Origin of the sequence: Pseudomonas sp. Yb2C2, assembly GCF_052112325.1 — a bacterium.
Lineage (GTDB): Bacteria > Pseudomonadota > Gammaproteobacteria > Pseudomonadales > Pseudomonadaceae > Aquipseudomonas > Aquipseudomonas marginalis.
Map to the genome: position 1 here is coordinate 192,431 of NZ_JAVAJK010000009.1, position 16,521 is coordinate 208,951.

The 16,521-nt window shown below is 59.8% G+C and carries 19 protein-coding genes and 1 tRNA gene; 7 read left to right on the forward strand and 13 right to left on the reverse strand.

From position 1 onward, the window contains the following. The first annotated feature begins 12 nt into the window (after positions 1–12). Positions 13–315 carry a type II toxin-antitoxin system HigB family toxin gene (locus tag Q8X51_RS15015; protein ID WP_065928208.1) on the forward strand — a complete coding sequence of 101 codons (303 nt, stop codon included), beginning with the start codon at positions 13–15 and terminating at the stop codon, positions 313–315. A 3-nt stretch (positions 316–318) separates the two neighbouring features. Beyond that, complete coding sequence (locus Q8X51_RS15020; protein WP_027604308.1) at positions 319–690, forward strand: helix-turn-helix domain-containing protein; 372 nt, start codon at positions 319–321, stop codon at positions 688–690. 139 nt (positions 691–829) lie between these two features. Here Q8X51_RS15020 and Q8X51_RS15025 read toward each other — a convergent pair. From Q8X51_RS15025 to dapA, 5 genes are all read right to left on the reverse strand, one after another. After that, a tRNA-Ser gene (locus Q8X51_RS15025) sits at positions 830–919 on the reverse strand. Between the two features lie 83 nt (positions 920–1,002). Further along, positions 1,003–1,716, reverse strand: coding sequence for a phosphoribosylaminoimidazolesuccinocarboxamide synthase (gene purC, locus Q8X51_RS15030; protein WP_065928209.1), 714 nt, complete (start codon positions 1,714–1,716; stop codon positions 1,003–1,005). 27 nt (positions 1,717–1,743) lie between these two features. Continuing rightward, the gene (locus Q8X51_RS15035; RefSeq protein WP_027604310.1) at positions 1,744–2,502 is read right to left on the reverse strand and encodes an MBL fold metallo-hydrolase; all 759 of its coding nucleotides are present in this window, start codon (positions 2,500–2,502) and stop codon (positions 1,744–1,746) included. Positions 2,503–2,506: 4 nt separating this feature from the next. After that, on the reverse strand, positions 2,507–3,622 hold the full coding sequence (bamC, locus tag Q8X51_RS15040) for an outer membrane protein assembly factor BamC (RefSeq protein WP_027604311.1): 1,116 nt from the start codon (positions 3,620–3,622) through the stop codon (positions 2,507–2,509). Between the two features lie 17 nt (positions 3,623–3,639). Next, positions 3,640–4,518: a 4-hydroxy-tetrahydrodipicolinate synthase gene (dapA, locus tag Q8X51_RS15045; RefSeq protein ID WP_065928210.1), complete on the reverse strand. Its 879-nt coding sequence runs from the start codon at positions 4,516–4,518 to the stop codon at positions 3,640–3,642. Positions 4,519–4,791: 273 nt separating this feature from the next. On the opposite strand from dapA, the gene Q8X51_RS15050 reads away from it, so the two are divergent. Continuing rightward, the gene (locus Q8X51_RS15050) at positions 4,792–5,352 is read left to right on the forward strand and encodes a glycine cleavage system protein R (protein ID WP_003172487.1); all 561 of its coding nucleotides are present in this window, start codon (positions 4,792–4,794) and stop codon (positions 5,350–5,352) included. 10 nt (positions 5,353–5,362) lie between these two features. Beyond that, complete coding sequence (locus Q8X51_RS15055; RefSeq protein ID WP_122488020.1) at positions 5,363–5,836, forward strand: peroxiredoxin; 474 nt, start codon at positions 5,363–5,365, stop codon at positions 5,834–5,836. A 49-nt stretch (positions 5,837–5,885) separates the two neighbouring features. On the opposite strand, the gene Q8X51_RS15060 is transcribed toward Q8X51_RS15055, so the two are convergent. Together Q8X51_RS15060 and Q8X51_RS15065 are read right to left on the reverse strand one after the other, a co-directional pair. After that, positions 5,886–6,956 (reverse strand): AI-2E family transporter, encoded by a 1,071-nt coding sequence (locus tag Q8X51_RS15060; protein ID WP_032888556.1) that lies wholly within the window; start codon positions 6,954–6,956, stop codon positions 5,886–5,888. A gap of 31 nt (positions 6,957–6,987) precedes the next feature. Further along, entirely contained in the window at positions 6,988–7,227 is a 240-nt protein-coding gene (locus Q8X51_RS15065) for a sulfurtransferase TusA family protein (protein WP_010212198.1), read from the reverse strand. A 95-nt stretch (positions 7,228–7,322) separates the two neighbouring features. Here Q8X51_RS15065 and Q8X51_RS15070 point away from each other — a divergent pair, with 95 nt between their 5' ends. Next, the gene (locus Q8X51_RS15070; RefSeq protein ID WP_027604315.1) at positions 7,323–8,756 is read left to right on the forward strand and encodes a M48 family metalloprotease; all 1,434 of its coding nucleotides are present in this window, start codon (positions 7,323–7,325) and stop codon (positions 8,754–8,756) included. Between the two features lie 68 nt (positions 8,757–8,824). Here the strand turns inward: Q8X51_RS15070 and Q8X51_RS15075 are convergent, their stop codons facing one another. The 4 genes from Q8X51_RS15075 to rpoE all read right to left on the reverse strand — a co-directional run bounded on the left by Q8X51_RS15075 (position 8,825) and on the right by rpoE (position 12,679). Continuing rightward, positions 8,825–10,264, reverse strand: coding sequence for a DegQ family serine endoprotease (locus Q8X51_RS15075; RefSeq protein WP_027604316.1), 1,440 nt, complete (start codon positions 10,262–10,264; stop codon positions 8,825–8,827). 234 nt (positions 10,265–10,498) lie between these two features. Beyond that, the gene (locus tag Q8X51_RS15080) at positions 10,499–11,461 is read right to left on the reverse strand and encodes a MucB/RseB C-terminal domain-containing protein (RefSeq protein WP_065928213.1); all 963 of its coding nucleotides are present in this window, start codon (positions 11,459–11,461) and stop codon (positions 10,499–10,501) included. A 16-nt stretch (positions 11,462–11,477) separates the two neighbouring features. Beyond that, the gene (locus tag Q8X51_RS15085; RefSeq protein ID WP_003172479.1) at positions 11,478–12,065 is read right to left on the reverse strand and encodes a sigma-E factor negative regulatory protein; all 588 of its coding nucleotides are present in this window, start codon (positions 12,063–12,065) and stop codon (positions 11,478–11,480) included. Between the two features lie 32 nt (positions 12,066–12,097). Further along, entirely contained in the window at positions 12,098–12,679 is a 582-nt protein-coding gene (rpoE, locus tag Q8X51_RS15090; protein WP_003172477.1) for an RNA polymerase sigma factor RpoE, read from the reverse strand. Between the two features lie 462 nt (positions 12,680–13,141). Between rpoE and nadB the strand changes: the two genes are divergently transcribed. Then, the gene (nadB, locus tag Q8X51_RS15095; protein ID WP_065928214.1) at positions 13,142–14,758 is read left to right on the forward strand and encodes an L-aspartate oxidase; all 1,617 of its coding nucleotides are present in this window, start codon (positions 13,142–13,144) and stop codon (positions 14,756–14,758) included. Here the strand turns inward: nadB and Q8X51_RS15100 are convergent. Both Q8X51_RS15100 and Q8X51_RS15105 read right to left on the reverse strand, forming a co-directional pair. After that, positions 14,727–15,173 carry a protein YgfX gene (locus tag Q8X51_RS15100; protein WP_065928215.1) on the reverse strand — a complete coding sequence of 149 codons (447 nt, stop codon included), beginning with the start codon at positions 15,171–15,173 and terminating at the stop codon, positions 14,727–14,729. The genes nadB and Q8X51_RS15100 overlap by 32 nt on opposite strands. Next, on the reverse strand, positions 15,157–15,411 hold the full coding sequence (locus Q8X51_RS15105; RefSeq protein WP_027604321.1) for an FAD assembly factor SdhE: 255 nt from the start codon (positions 15,409–15,411) through the stop codon (positions 15,157–15,159). Before Q8X51_RS15105 ends, Q8X51_RS15100 begins: the two co-directional genes overlap by 17 nt. 139 nt (positions 15,412–15,550) lie before the next feature. Between Q8X51_RS15105 and ygfZ the strand changes: the two genes are divergently transcribed. Then, positions 15,551–16,492, forward strand: coding sequence for a CAF17-like 4Fe-4S cluster assembly/insertion protein YgfZ (gene ygfZ / locus Q8X51_RS15110; protein ID WP_065928216.1), 942 nt, complete (start codon positions 15,551–15,553; stop codon positions 16,490–16,492). The last annotated feature ends 29 nt before the right edge of the window (positions 16,493–16,521 follow it).

The following is a 16,521-nucleotide window of genomic DNA, read 5'->3' on the forward strand; positions in this document are numbered from 1 at the left end:
TAGGATTTTCCCATGAGAATAGTCGCACTCAGTCAACTCAAAACCTTTTGGCACAAGTACCCGGATTCGGAGCAACCGTTCCTGGCCTGGATAGACGAAGTAAAAAACGCCGACTGGTCAAACCCGGCTGACATCAAGGAACACTTTCGCAGCGCTAGCATTCTCAAAAGTCGAAGGGTCGTCTTCAACATCAAAGGTAACGACTACAGGCTCGTGGTCGCCGTGGCCTATCGCTATGGCGCTGTCTACATCAAGTTTGTCGGTACACATAAGCAGTACGACGCAATTGACGCCGATACCGTCGAAACGGAGTAACCCATGAACATCCGACCTATCCACACCGAACAGGATTACAAGGACGCACTCAAGTCTGTCTCTGCGCTGTTCGACAACGAACCAGAACCCGGCACCCCGGAAGGTGATTACTTTGACGTAATGATCACGCTGATCGAGGCCTATGAAGCCAAACACTTTCCCATGGACCTGCCCAACCCAATCGATGCCATTCGCTTCAGAATGGAACAGTCTGGCCTGTCAGCGGCTGATCTTATTCCCGCCATTGGCCGCCAGAATCGTGTTTATGAAGTGCTGAATGGAAAACGAGCGCTGACCTTGCCAATGATTTGGAAGCTGCATGAGATGTTTGGAATTCCAGCAGAAAGCCTGATCAAGCCAGTAAGGCATGCTTGAAGACGGAATACGGTTGGTTGTGCCTGCTGGAAACAACCACTGCGGCCCTTTTTGCTGCTCGGAACGAGTAGCTTGCCCCCAAATCTCAGAAACGAAAAAGCCCCGTAGCTTATTCAGCTACGGGGCTTTTTCTATGTAATGGCGGAGAGATAGGGATTCGAACCCTAGGTACCGGTGAAGGTACAACGGATTTCGAATCCGTCCCATTCGGCCACTCTGGCATCTCTCCAACGGCGCGCATCATAACAGCCTGTTTCGTGGAAGCAAAGCGCAGAAGCGATTTTTTTCCGTGCTATCAGATGCTTGCGTCGATTAAAGCGGTACGCCGAGACGCTTGGCGACTTCTTCGTAGGCTTCGATCACATCACCGAGGCCTTGGCGGAAGCGGTCCTTGTCCATCTTCTTCTTGGTGTCCTTGTCCCACAGGCGGCAACCGTCCGGGCTGAATTCGTCGCCCAGGACGATGGAGCCATCGTGGAACACGCCGAATTCCAGCTTGAAGTCCACCAACAGCAGGCCTGCGTCGTCGAACAGCTTGCTCAGCACGTCGTTGACCTTGAGGGACAACTCCTTCATGCGTGCCAGTTGCTCGGCGGTGCCCCAGCCGAATGCCACGACGTGGGATTCGTTGATGAACGGGTCGCCCTTGGCGTCGTCCTTCAGGAACAGTTCGAACGTGTAAGGATTGAGCTTGAGGCCCTCTTCCACGCCCAGGCGCTTGACCAGGCTGCCGGCGGCGTAGTTACGCACGACGCATTCCACCGGGATCATGTCCAGCTTCTTCACCAGGCACTCGTTGTCGCCCAGCAGTTGGTCGAATTGGGTCGGAATACCGGCCGCTTCTAGTTTCTGCATGATGAAGGCGTTGAACTTGTTGTTCACCATGCCCTTGCGATCAAGTTGTTCGATGCGCTTGCCGTCGAACGCCGAGGTGTCGTTGCGAAACAGCAGGATCAGGCGGTTGGCGTCGTCGGTCTTGTAAACCGACTTGGCTTTGCCGCGGTAGAGTTCTTCACGTTTTTCCATGATGGGCTCCGCTTTGAGTGAGGTGGGCTAGGCGATATGTCGCCAGTCGAGCCCTGAATCTTGATCGGCCAGTTGCAGCCAGTCCGGGTCGCACCCGAGGGTGTCGACAAAACATTGCCGGGCAAGCGTCGGCAGGTTGTTCTTGCTGCTCAAGTGGGCCAGGACCAGGTGTTGCAGGTCTTGCCAGCCCAACTCATACACCAGGTACGCCGCCTGATGGTTGTTCAAATGTCCCAGTTCGCCGCCGACCCGTTGCTTGAGAAAGTACGGATAGTGACCGCGAGCCAACAGGTCCCGGCAGTGGTTGGACTCGATCATCAAGGCATCGAGGTTCCGGTATCCGTCCAGTACCTTGGCGCAGTAGGAGCCCAGGTCGGTGAGCACGCCGAAACGCCGCTCTCCGTCACTGAATACATACTGCGTCGGTTCCTGGGCGTCGTGCGCCACGGCAATCACATCGATGCTCAGGGCACCGATTTGCAGCTGCTCGCCACCGGCCAGGAAACCTGCGGGTTCTATAGGTTTGCGCATCCCGCGCAGTGTGCCGCGACTGAGGTACACCGGAAGATTGTAGCGCCGAGACAGCAAACCCACGCCATGCACGTGGTCGGCATGTTCGTGGGTCACCAGAATCGCGCTCAGCTGCGAGGGGTGAACCCCCAGGCGCAGCAGGCGCCGCTCGGTTTCCTTTAACGAGAAACCACAATCCACCAGCACGTACGTGTCGTCATGGGCGACCAGCGTGCCGTTCCCTTGGCTACCGCTGCCGAGAACGGCAAAACGCATCGGATCAGCCCAGGTTGTCCTGAATCACGCCCAACACTTTGCGCGCCGTTTCAGCCGGCGCGACGGTGTTGATGTTCTTCTCGACGGTGACCTGCACAGTCTCGCCAACCTTGCTCAAACGCACCTGATAACGCTCGGCGCGGGTCTCGATTTCTTCCTTGGTCGGCTTGCTGCCGAACAGTTTGCCGAAGAAACCAGGCTCTTCGTCTTTGCGCTCGGCCTTTTCAGCCACGTTGATGTAGTACAGGCCCAGGCTGCGGTTGATGTCTTCAACACGCCAAGGGCCTTGTTCCAACGCGCGGCCGACGCTGGCCCAGGCGCGATCCAGGTCTTCACCCAGGTTCAGCACCACGTTGCCGCTGCCGTCCTCGGTGAGGCTGACGCGGCTCGGGGTGTCGTAATCACGGGCGGCGAGCAGGGAAACGGAACCGCCCTTCTCGGAGATACGGCTCATGCTGGCCAGCATCTCGTCGACCAATGCCGAGTCGACACCGGTGTTGACCGAGCGGTTGGTGAAGTCGACGTTGGCGGTGCTGCCGGCAGGACGCTCGGCGCTGACCACGTAGACTTCACTGGTGTTGCGCTGCACGCCCGGCTCGATGCGCACACGCACACGGGCTTCGCTGTCGGCGGCGACACCGCCGGCCTGCAGGCGCTTGGCCATAGTGGCGGACAGCTCGCTGCCTTGCTGCCATGCCGTGGTGAATTCACCGGTCTGCGGGCGCTGCTCGTCGATGCGGAAACCGTTGTCCTGGAAGAACTGCACCGCTACCGGCCAGACTTCGGCAGGTGGACGCTGCGCCACGATCCAACGCGAATCACCGCTCTTCTGCAGGCTGTAGTCGCTGGCATCCGCCACGGCCGAGATCGGCTGTGGACGTGGCACGACGTATTCACCCTTGGTGGTGTCGTCGGCAACGTTGCGTGGAATCGGCAGCAACGGGTCAAGGCGCTTGGCGACGTTGACGTCCGGCGGCAGTTGCATCGGTTTGGTTGCTTGTGCTTCCAGGTAATCGCTGCCGCGGTCACGGAAGTAGCCTTCCGGGCCCCAGATCCAACCGCAGCCACTGGTGCTGGAGATAATCAAGGCAAGTGCGGAAAGTCCGGCCAATCGCTTCATGCGTAGTGCTTCCTCAATTAAACCAGGACGCCGGACTGGCGCAGGGCCTGTCGCAGCGGTTCGTGACAGGCTTCGCTGAGGCGGGTGAGCGGCAGACGGATACCGTCCGGCATCAGGCCCATCTCGAACAGCGCCCACTTCACGGGAATAGGGTTGGATTCGATAAACAGTGTCTTGTTGAGCGGCATCAGCTTCTCGTGGATCGCACGGGCGGTCACGGCGTCGCCAGCGATGGCGGCGGCACACAGGTCGCTCATGGCGCGCGGGGCCACGTTGGCGGTCACGGAGATATTGCCCTTGCCGCCCAGCAGGATCAGCTCGACAGCCGTGGCGTCGTCACCGGAATACAGCAGGAAGTCGCTGCTCACCCCAGCCAGGATGTCCTTGGCGCGCTGCAGGTCGCCGGTGGCTTCCTTGATGCCGATGATGTTCGGCACGGTAGAGAGGCGGATCACGGTCTCGGCCTTCATGTCGCACGCGGTACGACCCGGCACGTTATAGAGGATCTGCGGGATGTCGACGGCTTCGGCAATGGTGCGGAAGTGCTGGTACAGGCCTTCCTGGGTCGGCTTGTTGTAGTACGGGGTCACCAGCAGGCAAGCGTCGGCGCCGGCTTTCTTGGCGTTTCGGGTCAGCTCGATGGCTTCGCGCGTCGAGTTGGCGCCCGTGCCGGCGATCACGGCAATACGCCCCGCGACACGCTTGACCACGAATTCGATCACTTGGATGTGTTCTTCCACATCGAGGGTGGCCGATTCACCTGTGGTGCCGACCGCCACGATGGCGTTGGTGCCTTCTTGCAGGTGGAAGTCCACCAGTTTGCCCAGGCTGTCCCAGTCGAGATGACCTTGTGCATCCATGGGTGTGACCAGTGCCACCATACTGCCCGCAATCATGCAACCGCTCCTGCCGGAAAAAGAGAGCCGTAATGGTACTGGCGCCAAGATGCTTGTACAAGCGAAGTACCGCCTGAGGATGCGTTCTGGCGCAACTAAACGACGGGCAATGCCATCATTGGGCCAAAGCACGGGTTGAGGCTGGGCAAAATCAGGCGGATCACGCAATGAAAACGCCACCTCCTATCCCTTGGCGACGCTTTTCGCTACCCTTCATGCTTTGATCGATACAGCCCTCACAGTATCGACCGCTCATCGTTTTAGGAAGGCTGCATGTCCACCCCCACAGTTCGCGAACAATTCCTTGTTATCAGTGCCCTCGGCGCCAACCCCATGGAGCTGACCAACGTCCTGTGCCGCGCCAGCCATGAAAACCGCTGTGCCGTGGTGACCTCCCGCCTGACCCGCCATGGCGAGTGCAGTGCGCTGGTCCTGCAGATTTCCGGCACCTGGGATGCCCTGGCGCGCCTGGAGACCGGCCTGCCGGGCCTGGCCAAGAAGCACGACTTCACCGTCAACGTGGTGCGCAGCGCCGCCCTGGAAAATCGCCCGCAGGCGCTTCCTTATGTGGCGTATGTCAGCTCGGCCTACCGCTCGGACATCGTCAATGAGCTGTGCCAGTTCTTCATCGACCATAACGTCGAACTGGAGAACCTGACCTGCGACACCTACCAGGCCCCGCAAACCGGCGGAACCATGCTCAATGCCACCTTCACCGTGACCCTGCCGGCCGGCGTGCAGATCAGTTGGCTGCGCGACCAGTTCCTGGATTTCGCCGATGCCCTGAACCTCGACGCGCTGATCGAGCCGTGGCGCCCACAGAACCCAATGTAAGGAAGTCATCATGGCGGTAGTCATCGATAAACCGGTCGCCGATTTCGAAGCCCAGGCCACCAGCGGCCAGACCTTCAACCTTGCCGCCCTCAAGGGCAAGCAAGTGGTGATCTACTTCTACCCGAAGGACAGCACCCCGGGCTGCACCACCGAAGGCCAGGGTTTCCGTGACCAGTACGCAGCATTCAAGGCCGCCAACACCGAAGTGTTTGGCGTGTCGCGCGACAGCGTGAAGTCCCATGAGAACTTCAAGGGCAAGCAGGAATTCCCGTTCGAGCTGATCAGCGACAAGGATGAGGCGGTCTGCCAACTGTTCGACGTCATCAAGCTGAAGAAGCTGTACGGCAAGGAATACCTGGGTGTGGATCGCAGCACCTTCCTGATCGACAAGGACGGTGTGCTGCGCCAGGAATGGCGCGGCGTGAAAGTGCCGGGCCATGTGGACGCCGTTCTGGCCGCAGCCCAGGCATTGAACAAGGCCTGATCTGTAGCGCGGATCACTGCAGCGATGAAGCAGTGATTCGCGCCTACCCTTACAACAAAGGTGCCACCACCGGCTCCTGCCGCGGCCACGCATCCAGCACGGCCTTGAACAGCGTCGCCAGGGGAATCGCAAAGAACACCCCCCAGAATCCCCACAGTCCACCAAACAACAGCACTGCACAGATGATCGCCACTGGGTGCAGGTTGACCGCCTCCGAGAACAGCAGCGGCACCAGCACGTTGCCATCCAGGGTCTGGATGATGCCGTAGACCGCCATCAAGTAGATGAACTGGTCGCTCCAGCCCCACTGGAACAAGGCGATCAAGGTCACCGGCACCGTCACCACCACGGCACCGACATACGGCACCACCACCGAAATCCCCACCAGCAGTGCCAGCAAGGCGGCGTAGTTGAGGTCCAGTGCGATAAACGCAATGTAGGTAACGCCCCCGCAGATAATGATCTCGATGACCTTGCCACGAATGTAGTTGGCGATCTGTCGGTTCATTTCTTCGGCCACCCGGGTGATCAGCGCTCGTTCGCGCGGCAGATAGCCGCTCACCCAACGCCCGATCATGGCGCGGTCCTTGAGGAAGAAGAACACCAGGATCGGTACGAGCACCAGGTAGATCATGATGTTGACCAGCAGCGGCAGGCTGGACAGGGAAAAGGTCAGCGCCCATTGCCCGAACTTTCCGATTTCGCCCCGTGCCACTTCTATCGCCTGCAGCACTTGCTCGTCCGACACCAGATGCGGGTAGCGCTCCGGCAGCAGCAGCAACAGCGACTGCCACTTGGCGAGCATGCCCGGCAACTCGTTGAACAACGTGATCAGTTGGTGCCACAGCAGCGGTAACACCACGACAATAAACACCACCAGCAGCCCCATGAACAAGGCAAATACCAGGCCCACAGCTGCGCCGCCCGGCAAGCGTAAACGCTCCAGGGTGGTGACCAGGCCCTGCATCAGGTAAGCCAGCACCATCCCCGCCAGTACCGGCGCCAGCATGCCTCCCAAGGTGAGTACGGCCGTAAAGGCCAGAAACAGCAGGACCGCCAGCACCACGGCTTCTTCATCGGAGAAGTAGCGCTGGATCCAGTCTCGTAACACTTTGAACATCAATCAACCTCGGGTGGTAGGGGCAAACGGTTCAGGCCTTGCGCAACCAGTAACGGTACACACCGGCGGCGTCTTCTTCATGCAGCAGGGTATGGCCGGCCAGCTTGGCGAAGGTACGAAAATCACGCTGGGAACCTGCGTCGGTGGCGATCACCTTGAGCACAGCGCCACTGGCCAATCGATTGAGTTCCAGCTTGGCCTTGAGCAGAGGCAACGGGCAATTGAGGCCGCTGGCATCGAGTTCGGCATCAAAGGCTACAGCGTCGGTCATGGTTTTACTCCGGGCACGCATTCGGGGTGCTTAGAATATCTGGTCCGAAGCTCAGTGTCCGGCTACAGTAAGCTCTTTGTCGAAAGGCTCTGTGCATGACTTTTTTGCGCCCTACCCTGCTGACGCTGGCTTGCCTGCTGGCCTCCCCAGGCTTCGCTGACGACCTGCCGTCACTTGGCGACGCCAGTTCTGCCATTGTCTCGCCGCAACAGGAATATCAGCTGGGCCGCGCCTGGCTGGCCTACCTACGGGGCCAGGTCTCGCAGTTGAACGACCCGCAGCTCAAGGATTACGTCGAAACCAGCGTGTACAAGCTGGTGGAAACCAGCCAGGTGAATGACCGGCGCCTGGAATTCATCCTGATCAACAGCCCGCAACTGAACGCCTTCGCCGCACCCGGCGGTATCGTCGGCGTGAACGGCGGCCTGTTTCTCAATGCCCAGACCGAAGGGGAATACGCGTCGGTGCTGGCCCACGAACTGGCTCACTTGTCCCAGCGTCACTTCGCCCGTGGTGTCGAGGCGCAGCAGCGCATGCAGATCCCGATGATGGCCGCCCTCCTCGGCGGCATCATTGCGGCCGCCGCCGGTGCCGGGGATGCCGGGATCGCCGCAATCGCCGGCACACAGGCCGCGGCCATCCAGGAACAACGACGATTCTCTCGCCAGAATGAACAGGAGGCGGACCGTATCGGCATCGTCAACCTGGAGAAAGCCGGCTACGACCCGCGCTCCATGCCAACCATGTTCGAACGCCTGATGCGTCAGTATCGCTTCGACGCCAAGCCGCCGGAATTCCTGCTGACTCACCCGGTGACCGAATCGCGTATCGCCGACACCCGCAACCGCGCGGAACAAGCCAAGGCCGGCGGCAAGGAAGACAGCCTGCGCTACCAATTGATTCGCGCGCGGGTACAGCTGCAATACGAAGACACCTCCGGACTCGCCGCCAAGCGCTTCCAGGCGCAACTGGACGAAAATCCTAAAAACGACGTGGCGCGCTATGGCCTGGCCATCGCCCAGATCAAAGCCTCCCAGTTCAAGCAGGCACGGGAAAGCCTGCAACCCTTGCTGGCCAAGGCGCCCAACGACATCACCTACAACCTGGCGCAAATCCAGTTGGACATCGACAACAACCACCTGCCCGATGCCCAGCAACGCACGGATCGGATGCTGACCCAATACCCCGGCAACTACCCGCTGAATCAGATTCGGGTAGATCTGCTGCTTAAACAGAATCGCACCGCCGATGCGGAAAAGGCCCTGGATGGCTTGCTCAAGTCTCGCCCGGACGATCCGGATGTGTGGTACCAGGTCGCCGAGACTCGTGGCTTGTCGGGCAATATCATCGGCCTGCATCAGGCTCGCGCCGAATACTTTGCTTTGGTGGGCGACTTCCAGCAGGCGATTCAGCAGTTGGACTTTGCCAAACGTCGCGCCGGCAGCAATTTCCCGTTGTCGTCACGCATCGATGCACGTCAGCGTGAGTTGATCGAACAGGAGCGCCTGGTTAAAGGCATGATGGGCTAAACCCATCGCCCACAAAAAAGCCCCGCCCTCGTAACACGAAGGCGGGGGCTTTTTATTGGCCGGGTGGGTTACTCGGCCAGCTTGAAGGTAATGAAGCTGGCACGCCCCTGGCGAAGCACGCGCATCGATACCGAGCGGTTCTTCGGCAACGCCTTGGCGATGTCGGTGAACTGCTTGGTAGTCTCAATCGCCTGATTGTTCAGGTGAGTGATCACGTCGCCAGGCTGCAGGCCGATCAACGCTGCCGGGCCGTCCTGCACTTCCTTGATCACCACGCCGCTCTTGAGATCGAAGGCTTTCTTCTGCTCGTCAGTCAGCTCGGCCACGGCAATGCCCAGGCGATTGCTGCTGCGCTCGGCGCCCGGCTTGGTGTTACCCAGGGCATCCAGGGTCGCGCCCTCTTCAGGGATCGCACCCACGGTCAGCTCGACATTCTGGCGCTTGCCATCACGAATCACTTCCAGCTTGGCCTTGCTGCCGGCCTTGAGTGCGCCAACCAGGTGCGGCAGGTCGGCCGACATAACGATCGGTTGACCGTTCATGCTCAGGATCACGTCGCCCACTTGCAGACCGCCTTTGGCAGCCGGGCCGTCATCCTGGATTTGCGCGACCAGGGCGCCCGCCGGCTTGTCGAGGCCGAAGGATTCAGCCAGGTCCTTGTTCACTTCCTGGATGACCACACCCAACCAGCCACGGCTGACCTTGCCACCACTTTTCAGCTGATTGGAAACATCCATGGCCACGTCGATAGGAATGGCGAACGAGACCCCCATGAAGCCACCGGAACGGGTGTAGATCTGCGAGTTGATCCCCACCACTTCGCCCGCCAGGTTGAACAACGGGCCACCGGAGTTGCCCGGGTTGATCGGCACGTCGGTCTGGATGAACGGCACATAGTTCTCGTTCGGCAGGCTGCGACCAATGGCACTGACGATACCCTGGGTAACGGTATGGTCAAAACCAAACGGCGAGCCTATGGCTACCACCCACTGCCCCGCCTTCAGGTCCTGGGACTTGCCCAGCTTCAGCACCGGCAGGTCCTTGCCCTCGATCTTCAGCAAGGCCACGTCGGAACGCGGATCGGTGCCGACCAATTTGGCTTTCAGCTCACTGCGATCAGCCAGGCGCACGAGGATCTCGTCGGCGTCGGCAATCACATGGTTATTGGTGAGGATGTAGCCATCTGGCGAGATGATGAAGCCCGACCCCAGGGACTGCGCTTCACGCTGGCCACCACCGCCACCACGGGGCGCACGCGGTTGTGGCATACCACGCTCGAAGAACTCGCGCAGCATCGGCGGCAGGCCTTCCAGGTCAGGCATCTGCTGGTTGGAGACTTTGCGATCCGGCAGCTTCTGGGTGGTACTGATGTTCACCACGGCAGGCGAGGCTTGCTCAACCAATTGGGTGAAGTCAGGCAACTCGACCGCTTGCGCGGGCACGGCCTGACCCAGCACCAATACCGTGGCGACTATGGATAGGTAAGACTTCAAACGTGGTATCGACATACAGCTCCCGTTACGACGAGCAGGGTTGAGCGACAGGGTTCAAGAAACGCCGAAAACTGCGAACGACATCTTTGTTCCGCGAACTAAACAAGGCCAGGGCCAACAAGCCCTGACCTATAAAAAACATGGGAGATTTTTGCAAGTGAAAATGCTGATCCAGACATTTCATGCTCTCGGCAGCCAACCTGGCATGGACGTACTGTGAAAGATCTGGATGAACATAGGATTAACGACTCACGGCTTGGGGGTGGCCTTTTTTTCACCGCGCACCGACAGTGCGATGCGTTCGGCGGTGCCAATAGGTATTTCGCCGACCACAGTCACCATCATTTCGCCATCCACCGTATTCAAGCGACGAGATACAGCAACCGTAGGGCCTAATTGGGTGCGAGTCTCGGTCACGCTCACATCGCTGATCGGTTCGAGAAACACCGAGAAGCGCGCCAGTCCATCTTCATACATCAGGCTGTCGACCGTGGCCTTGGTATGGGGATCCTTGCGGGCACTGCTATTGGTCAGCTGAAAGCCTGGCGGCAACCACTCCAAGTGCCACGCCTCGGTGGCCTCTACGGCCGCTGCCTTGGTATCGCCGACGGCGATGGAGGTGCATTCGCCGCTAGGCTGCAAGTCGCGATCATTAGGCGTGGTGGAGGTGTCCAATCGAGTGAACTGAAAGCGCTCCAGCAACTGCCCTTGATCATTCAGCAACAAGGACTTGAGCGGCAGCGCAGTTTCACGATCAAGGTGCAGCTCAAAACCGTAGCGGTATTGATCACGGGGTGTAATCGACACAATCACTGCATTACGACCGGCCACGCGAGACTTTCCGATAACGGCCAGTTCGTAGAATTGATTGAGTCTTTGCGGATCGAGGGCGCGCGAGGGCGCATCACGCGAATTGCCCAGGCCGGCGACAAGAGTGCCGCTGACGCACTGAGTGCGGCCATCTACGCGAACGACTTCCTGGGCAGAACCATCAAGCTGCAAGAGCCGCTCACGGACCTGGCCATTCTGGGCGCGATGCCAGATGTCGTGGGTAGAAAAACTGCCATTACGTTCGTAGACAAACGTACCTTGGAAACTTTGCTGCTGCTCTGCACGCCCAAGTCGAGTCAGCCAGTCTTGGGCTTCGTCGGCATGGGCGGGGAGTGCAAACCAACCACTGAGCAATAACGTAAGGAGCGGTATGGCGCGCATAGGGCTCCTTAACGGATCAGCGGTTTTCCAGGCTTGCAGCGCGAGCGTATGGCAGAGCGCTTTCAGTGCCTTTCAAGGCGGATTCCTGTGCGTGTTGGCGCAGGTAGCCTGGAAGACGCTGGTCCTGCCAGCCGGATTGCCCTTGCAGCACACCGTTGGCCATAGGGCCGGTGGTGTCGGAGCTTTCCTTGTAGCCGGCCAGTACCGCTGGGCCTTTGACTTGCGGACCGGCCATGACCGGTTGCTGAGTCTGCTGGGCCAGTTCGGCCCCGGCGATTTCGTCCTGGTTGTACAGGCGAACACCGGCCAGCACTGCAACAGTCACCGAGGCAGCCACTGCCAGGCGACCCAGGCTGCGCCAAGGGCCACGAGCAGCTTTTGCCGGAACGGCTTCATCAGCCAGCGCGGCAGAAACGGCCGCAGCAATATCCAGACGAGGGATTAGAAGATCCTTGTGCATCACCGCCCGAGCGACTTGGTAACGAGACCAGGTATCACGGGTTTCGGCATCATCAAATGCGTTGAGCACTCGACGAAGTTCCAGTTCATCCGCTTCGTTATCCATCACTGCGGACAGCGATTCCTGCAGGGCATCACGACTCATGGCGGTTCCTCTCTTGGCTGTCGCCGCTGTCTTTAGTTTTCCTGCAACAACGGTTGCAAGGCTTTATCGATGGCTTCCCGGGCCCGGAAAATCCGTGACCTTACAGTCCCCACCGGACACTGCATGACGCTCGCAATGTCTTCGTAACTCAGACCATCGAATTCACGTAAAGTTAACGCCGTACGCAAATCTTCTGGCAGTTGCTGAATTGTGCGATGAACGGTGCCTTCGATCTCGTCGCGCAGCAATGCACGCTCCGGCGACTCGAGATCTTTGAGGCCGTGATCACCATCGTAAAATTCTGCATCTTCTGAACTTACATCACTATCCGGCGGGCGGCGTCCGCGAGACACCAGATAGTTCTTCGCCGTGTTGATGGCGATGCGGTAGAGCCACGTGTAAAACGCACTATCACCGCGGAAATTGCCCAGTGCACGGTACGCCTTGATAAAGGCTTCCTGTGCAACGTCCTGCGCTTCATGGGTGTCGTGCACAAACCGCACGATCAACCCGAGAATTTTGTGCTGGTATTTCAGCACTAGCAGATCAAATGCTCGCTTGTCACCGCGTTGAACGCGCTCGACCAGCTGCTGATCCTCTTCCTGGGTTAGCATGAACACTCCTCGTTGTACTTGAAGGAGGCTTGCATAACTAAACGATCAGGCTTGCAAACATAGACTCGGACTTTTCGCAAAAGTTCTCCCCCTTCAAGCAAGTTTCCGGCACGCACTGATTTGGCACACACGAAAAACGCAGCGCGGGCAACGCCGGCTGCGCGAATAATCTTGTCGTCGGTTTTCTGACGCGTCCAATGCTCCCGACGGGCCAATAAACTCAACGTTTCCCAGCTTTCGGGCAACCTGCTATTGAGTCGAGGCTTATGCAAAAAGTTCCCACCTCAATAACCTGCCGATTTTACCCGAGCCGTGCACCGTAATCTCACATTGCCACGAATGCCCGGCTATTGTGCCGCTCCCCCCCTCTATATACTAGTGGCCCGTGTGACCCTTTGATTCGCCGATCCAGGCGTCCTGTTTGCGCCAGCCCTGTGGATCGCTTTTTGCGGAATCCTTCAAATGAGCCAACAGTTTCAACACGATGTCCTGGTGATCGGTAGCGGCGCGGCCGGCTTGAGCCTTGCGCTGACCCTTCCCAGCCACCTGCGAATTGCCGTCCTGAGCAAAGGCGACCTGGCCAACGGTTCGACATTCTGGGCCCAGGGCGGTGTCGCCGCGGTGCTGGACGACACCGATACGGTGCAATCCCACGTTGAAGACACCCTCAACGCCGGCGGTGGCCTGTGCAACGAAGACGCGGTGCGCTTCACCGTCGAGCATAGCCGCGAGGCGATCCAATGGCTGATCGACCAGGGCGTGCCCTTCACCCGCGACGAACACGCAGGCAGCGATGACGGCGGCTTCGAGTTCCATCTGACCCGCGAAGGCGGCCACAGCCATCGGCGTATCATCCACGCCGCCGATGCCACCGGTGCCGCGATCTTCAGGACCTTGCTCGACCAGGCCCGCCAACGCCCCAACATCGAACTGCTGGAACAACGCGTCGCTGTCGACCTGATCACCGAAAAGCGCCTGGGCCTGCCGGGCGAACGCTGCCTCGGCGCCTATGTGCTCAACCGCGCCAGCGGCGAAGTGGATACTTATGGTGCGCGCTTCACCATCCTCGCCTCAGGCGGCGCCGCCAAGGTCTACCTCTATACCAGCAACCCCGACGGCGCCTGCGGCGACGGCATTGCCATGGCATGGCGCTCGGGCTGCCGGGTGGCCAACCTGGAATTCAACCAGTTCCACCCCACCTGCCTGTATCACCCACAGGCCAAGAGCTTCCTGATCACCGAAGCCCTGCGCGGCGAAGGTGCACACCTCAAGCTGCCGAACGGTGAGCGCTTCATGCAGCGTTTCGACCCGCGCGCCGAGCTGGCTCCACGGGATATTGTCGCCCGCGCCATCGACCATGAAATGAAGCGCCTGGGCATCGACTGCGTCTACCTGGACATCAGCCACAAGCCCGAAGCGTTCATCAAGACCCACTTCCCGACCGTCTACGAGCGCTGCCTGGCGTTCAACATCGACATCACCAAAGGCCCGATCCCGGTGGTACCGGCGGCGCACTACACCTGCGGCGGTGTGATGGTCGACCAACATGGGCGTACCGATGTACCCGGCCTGTACGCGATTGGCGAAACCAGCTTCACCGGCCTGCACGGCGCCAACCGCATGGCCAGCAACTCACTGCTCGAATGCTTCGTCTACGCCCGCTCGGCCGCAGCCGACATTCTCGAACAACTGCCGCGCATCCCGGTGCCGGCCGCCCTGCCCCGCTGGGATGCCAGCCAGGTTACCGATTCGGACGAAGACGTGATCATCGCCCACAACTGGGACGAGCTGCGGCGCTTCATGTGGGATTACGTGGGGATCGTGCGCACCAACAAGCGCCTGCAACGGGCGCAACACCGGGTGCGACTGCTGCTGGATGAGATTGATGAGTTCTACAGCAACTATAAGGTCAGCCGTGACCTGATCGAACTGCGCAACCTTGCCCAAGTCGCGGAGTTGATGATCCGTTCAGCCATGGAACGCAAGGAAAGCCGGGGCCTGCACTACACCCTCGACTACCCGCAGATGTTGCCCGAGGCCCGCGACACTATTCTGGTGCCAACCACCTACGGCGGCTGAACTTCAAGCGAACCCGCAGGCGCCGGTGCACATCGGCGGCCTGCGAATCCGTCGGCACGCAGACCGAGCGCACCCGCCATTCCCCCGGTACGCGATAGCGCAACACCACAATCAGCGGCAACGCCAGGCTGTCGGGCCGCAGCTGCACGCGATGCCAGCCGCGCTCACTGCTGAATAATTGCCAGCCCTCTTCATCCCGTCGCAGGCCACGAATCGACGAACGGTGAGTCAGCAGGACATAACGCGGCAATACCCAGGCAGCATGGGCCAGGCACGCCAGCACGCCGAGGACAGCAAAGGGAGAGTCGAGGACCATCAGCGCACCCAGCGCGAACAGCTGGGCAAGGAGATACGCCGCCAGCAGCAGCCGTGAGGCCTGCCAGCGGCATTCGAAACGATTACTTGGGCTGGACACGATCCAGGATCATCCGGACCATGCGCTGCAGTTCAGGATCTTCGGATTCGGCCCGCTCCATGAACCAGCCGAACATGTCCTGATCTTCGCAAGTCAGCAGCCTGACGTAGAGATCGCGATCTTCCTTATTGAGCGTCGCATACACCTCTTTGGTAAAAGGCACCAGCAACACATCAAGCTCAAGCATGCCACGACGGCTGTGCCAGTAGAGACGATTGATTTCTACATCTTCGACCATGGAGCGCTCCTCAAATAGAGCGCAAGTATACAGGCCCGACGGCACCGGAACAGTCGGCTTTGGTCGCCCCTACGGAAACTATCCATTTGCCGGGCGCCCCTCTATGATGCACCCATGACTTTTTGACCTGCGATGACCCATGGCTGACTCTGCTTTCTTCTGCCCCCTGTCCCACGAAGGCGTTCTCGCCGTCCGCGGCTCCGACGCTGCCAAGTTCCTGCAGGGACAACTCACCTGCAACCTCAATTACCTGAGCGACACCCAGGCCAGCCTCGGTGCGCGCTGCACACAAAAAGGCCGCATGCAGTCGAGCTTCCGCATCCTGTTGCAGGGCGACGGCGTACTCCTGGCCATGGCCACCGAGCTGCTCGAACCGCAACTGGCGGACCTGAAGAAATATGCAGTGTTCTCCAAGTCCAAGCTCACCGACGAAAGCGCCGCCTGGGTGCGTTTCGGTGTGATCGATGGCGATCAGGCGCTGACCGGCCTTGGCCTTGAGCTGCCCACCGAAACGGACAGCGTTGCCCGTACCGAACACCTGATCGCCGTCCGCGTGTCTCCCGCCCGCGCCGAACTCTGGGTACCTGCCGAGCAAGCCGACGGCGTGCGCGGCCAATTGGCCGCACAGTTGACACAAACCGACTTGAATCACTGGCTACTGGGCCAGATCCGCGCCGGTATCGGCCAGGTCATGCCCCAGACCCGCGAACTGTTCATCCCGCAGATGCTCAACCTGCAGGCCGTGGGCGGCGTCAGCTTCAAGAAAGGCTGCTACACCGGCCAGGAAATCGTCGCGCGCATGCAGTACCTGGGCAAACTCAAGCGTCGCCTGTACCGCTTGAGCCTGAACGCGGCTGAAATGCCCGAGCCAGGCACCCCGTTGTTTTCCCCCAGCCACAACAGCTCGATCGGCGAAGTGGTGATTGCAGCAAAAGCTGACCAGGTGATTGAACTTCTGGCGGTATTGCAAGCCGAAGCTGCCGATAGTGGCGATGTGCACCTAGGCACGCTGGAAGGCCCCGGTTTGCAACTGCTTGACCTGCCTTACACCCTTGACCGCGATCGTGAGATCCAGCGTTAGTCGCCGTATTTTCCTGCAACACCCTAGAG

Excerpts from the sequence above, each read along its gene's own strand:
- Q8X51_RS15015 (WP_065928208.1), top strand. The coding sequence starts at position 13 with ATGAGAATAGTCGCACTCAGTCAACTCAAAACCTTTTGGCACAAGTAC.
- Q8X51_RS15020 (WP_027604308.1), top strand. The coding sequence starts at position 319 with ATGAACATCCGACCTATCCACACCGAACAGGATTACAAGGACGCACTC.
- purC (WP_065928209.1), bottom strand. The coding sequence starts at position 1,716 with ATGGAAAAACGTGAAGAACTCTACCGCGGCAAAGCCAAGTCGGTTTAC.
- Q8X51_RS15035 (WP_027604310.1), bottom strand. The coding sequence starts at position 2,502 with ATGCGTTTTGCCGTTCTCGGCAGCGGTAGCCAAGGGAACGGCACGCTG.
- bamC (WP_027604311.1), bottom strand. The coding sequence starts at position 3,622 with ATGAAGCGATTGGCCGGACTTTCCGCACTTGCCTTGATTATCTCCAGC.
- dapA (WP_065928210.1), bottom strand. The coding sequence starts at position 4,518 with ATGATTGCGGGCAGTATGGTGGCACTGGTCACACCCATGGATGCACAA.
- Q8X51_RS15050 (WP_003172487.1), top strand. The coding sequence starts at position 4,792 with ATGTCCACCCCCACAGTTCGCGAACAATTCCTTGTTATCAGTGCCCTC.
- Q8X51_RS15055 (WP_122488020.1), top strand. The coding sequence starts at position 5,363 with ATGGCGGTAGTCATCGATAAACCGGTCGCCGATTTCGAAGCCCAGGCC.
- Q8X51_RS15060 (WP_032888556.1), bottom strand. The coding sequence starts at position 6,956 with ATGTTCAAAGTGTTACGAGACTGGATCCAGCGCTACTTCTCCGATGAA.
- Q8X51_RS15065 (WP_010212198.1), bottom strand. The coding sequence starts at position 7,227 with ATGACCGACGCTGTAGCCTTTGATGCCGAACTCGATGCCAGCGGCCTC.
- Q8X51_RS15070 (WP_027604315.1), top strand. The coding sequence starts at position 7,323 with ATGACTTTTTTGCGCCCTACCCTGCTGACGCTGGCTTGCCTGCTGGCC.
- Q8X51_RS15075 (WP_027604316.1), bottom strand. The coding sequence starts at position 10,264 with ATGTCGATACCACGTTTGAAGTCTTACCTATCCATAGTCGCCACGGTA.
- Q8X51_RS15080 (WP_065928213.1), bottom strand. The coding sequence starts at position 11,461 with ATGCGCGCCATACCGCTCCTTACGTTATTGCTCAGTGGTTGGTTTGCA.
- Q8X51_RS15085 (WP_003172479.1), bottom strand. The coding sequence starts at position 12,065 with ATGAGTCGTGATGCCCTGCAGGAATCGCTGTCCGCAGTGATGGATAAC.
- rpoE (WP_003172477.1), bottom strand. The coding sequence starts at position 12,679 with ATGCTAACCCAGGAAGAGGATCAGCAGCTGGTCGAGCGCGTTCAACGC.
- nadB (WP_065928214.1), top strand. The coding sequence starts at position 13,142 with ATGAGCCAACAGTTTCAACACGATGTCCTGGTGATCGGTAGCGGCGCG.
- Q8X51_RS15105 (WP_027604321.1), bottom strand. The coding sequence starts at position 15,411 with ATGGTCGAAGATGTAGAAATCAATCGTCTCTACTGGCACAGCCGTCGT.
- ygfZ (WP_065928216.1), top strand. The coding sequence starts at position 15,551 with ATGGCTGACTCTGCTTTCTTCTGCCCCCTGTCCCACGAAGGCGTTCTC.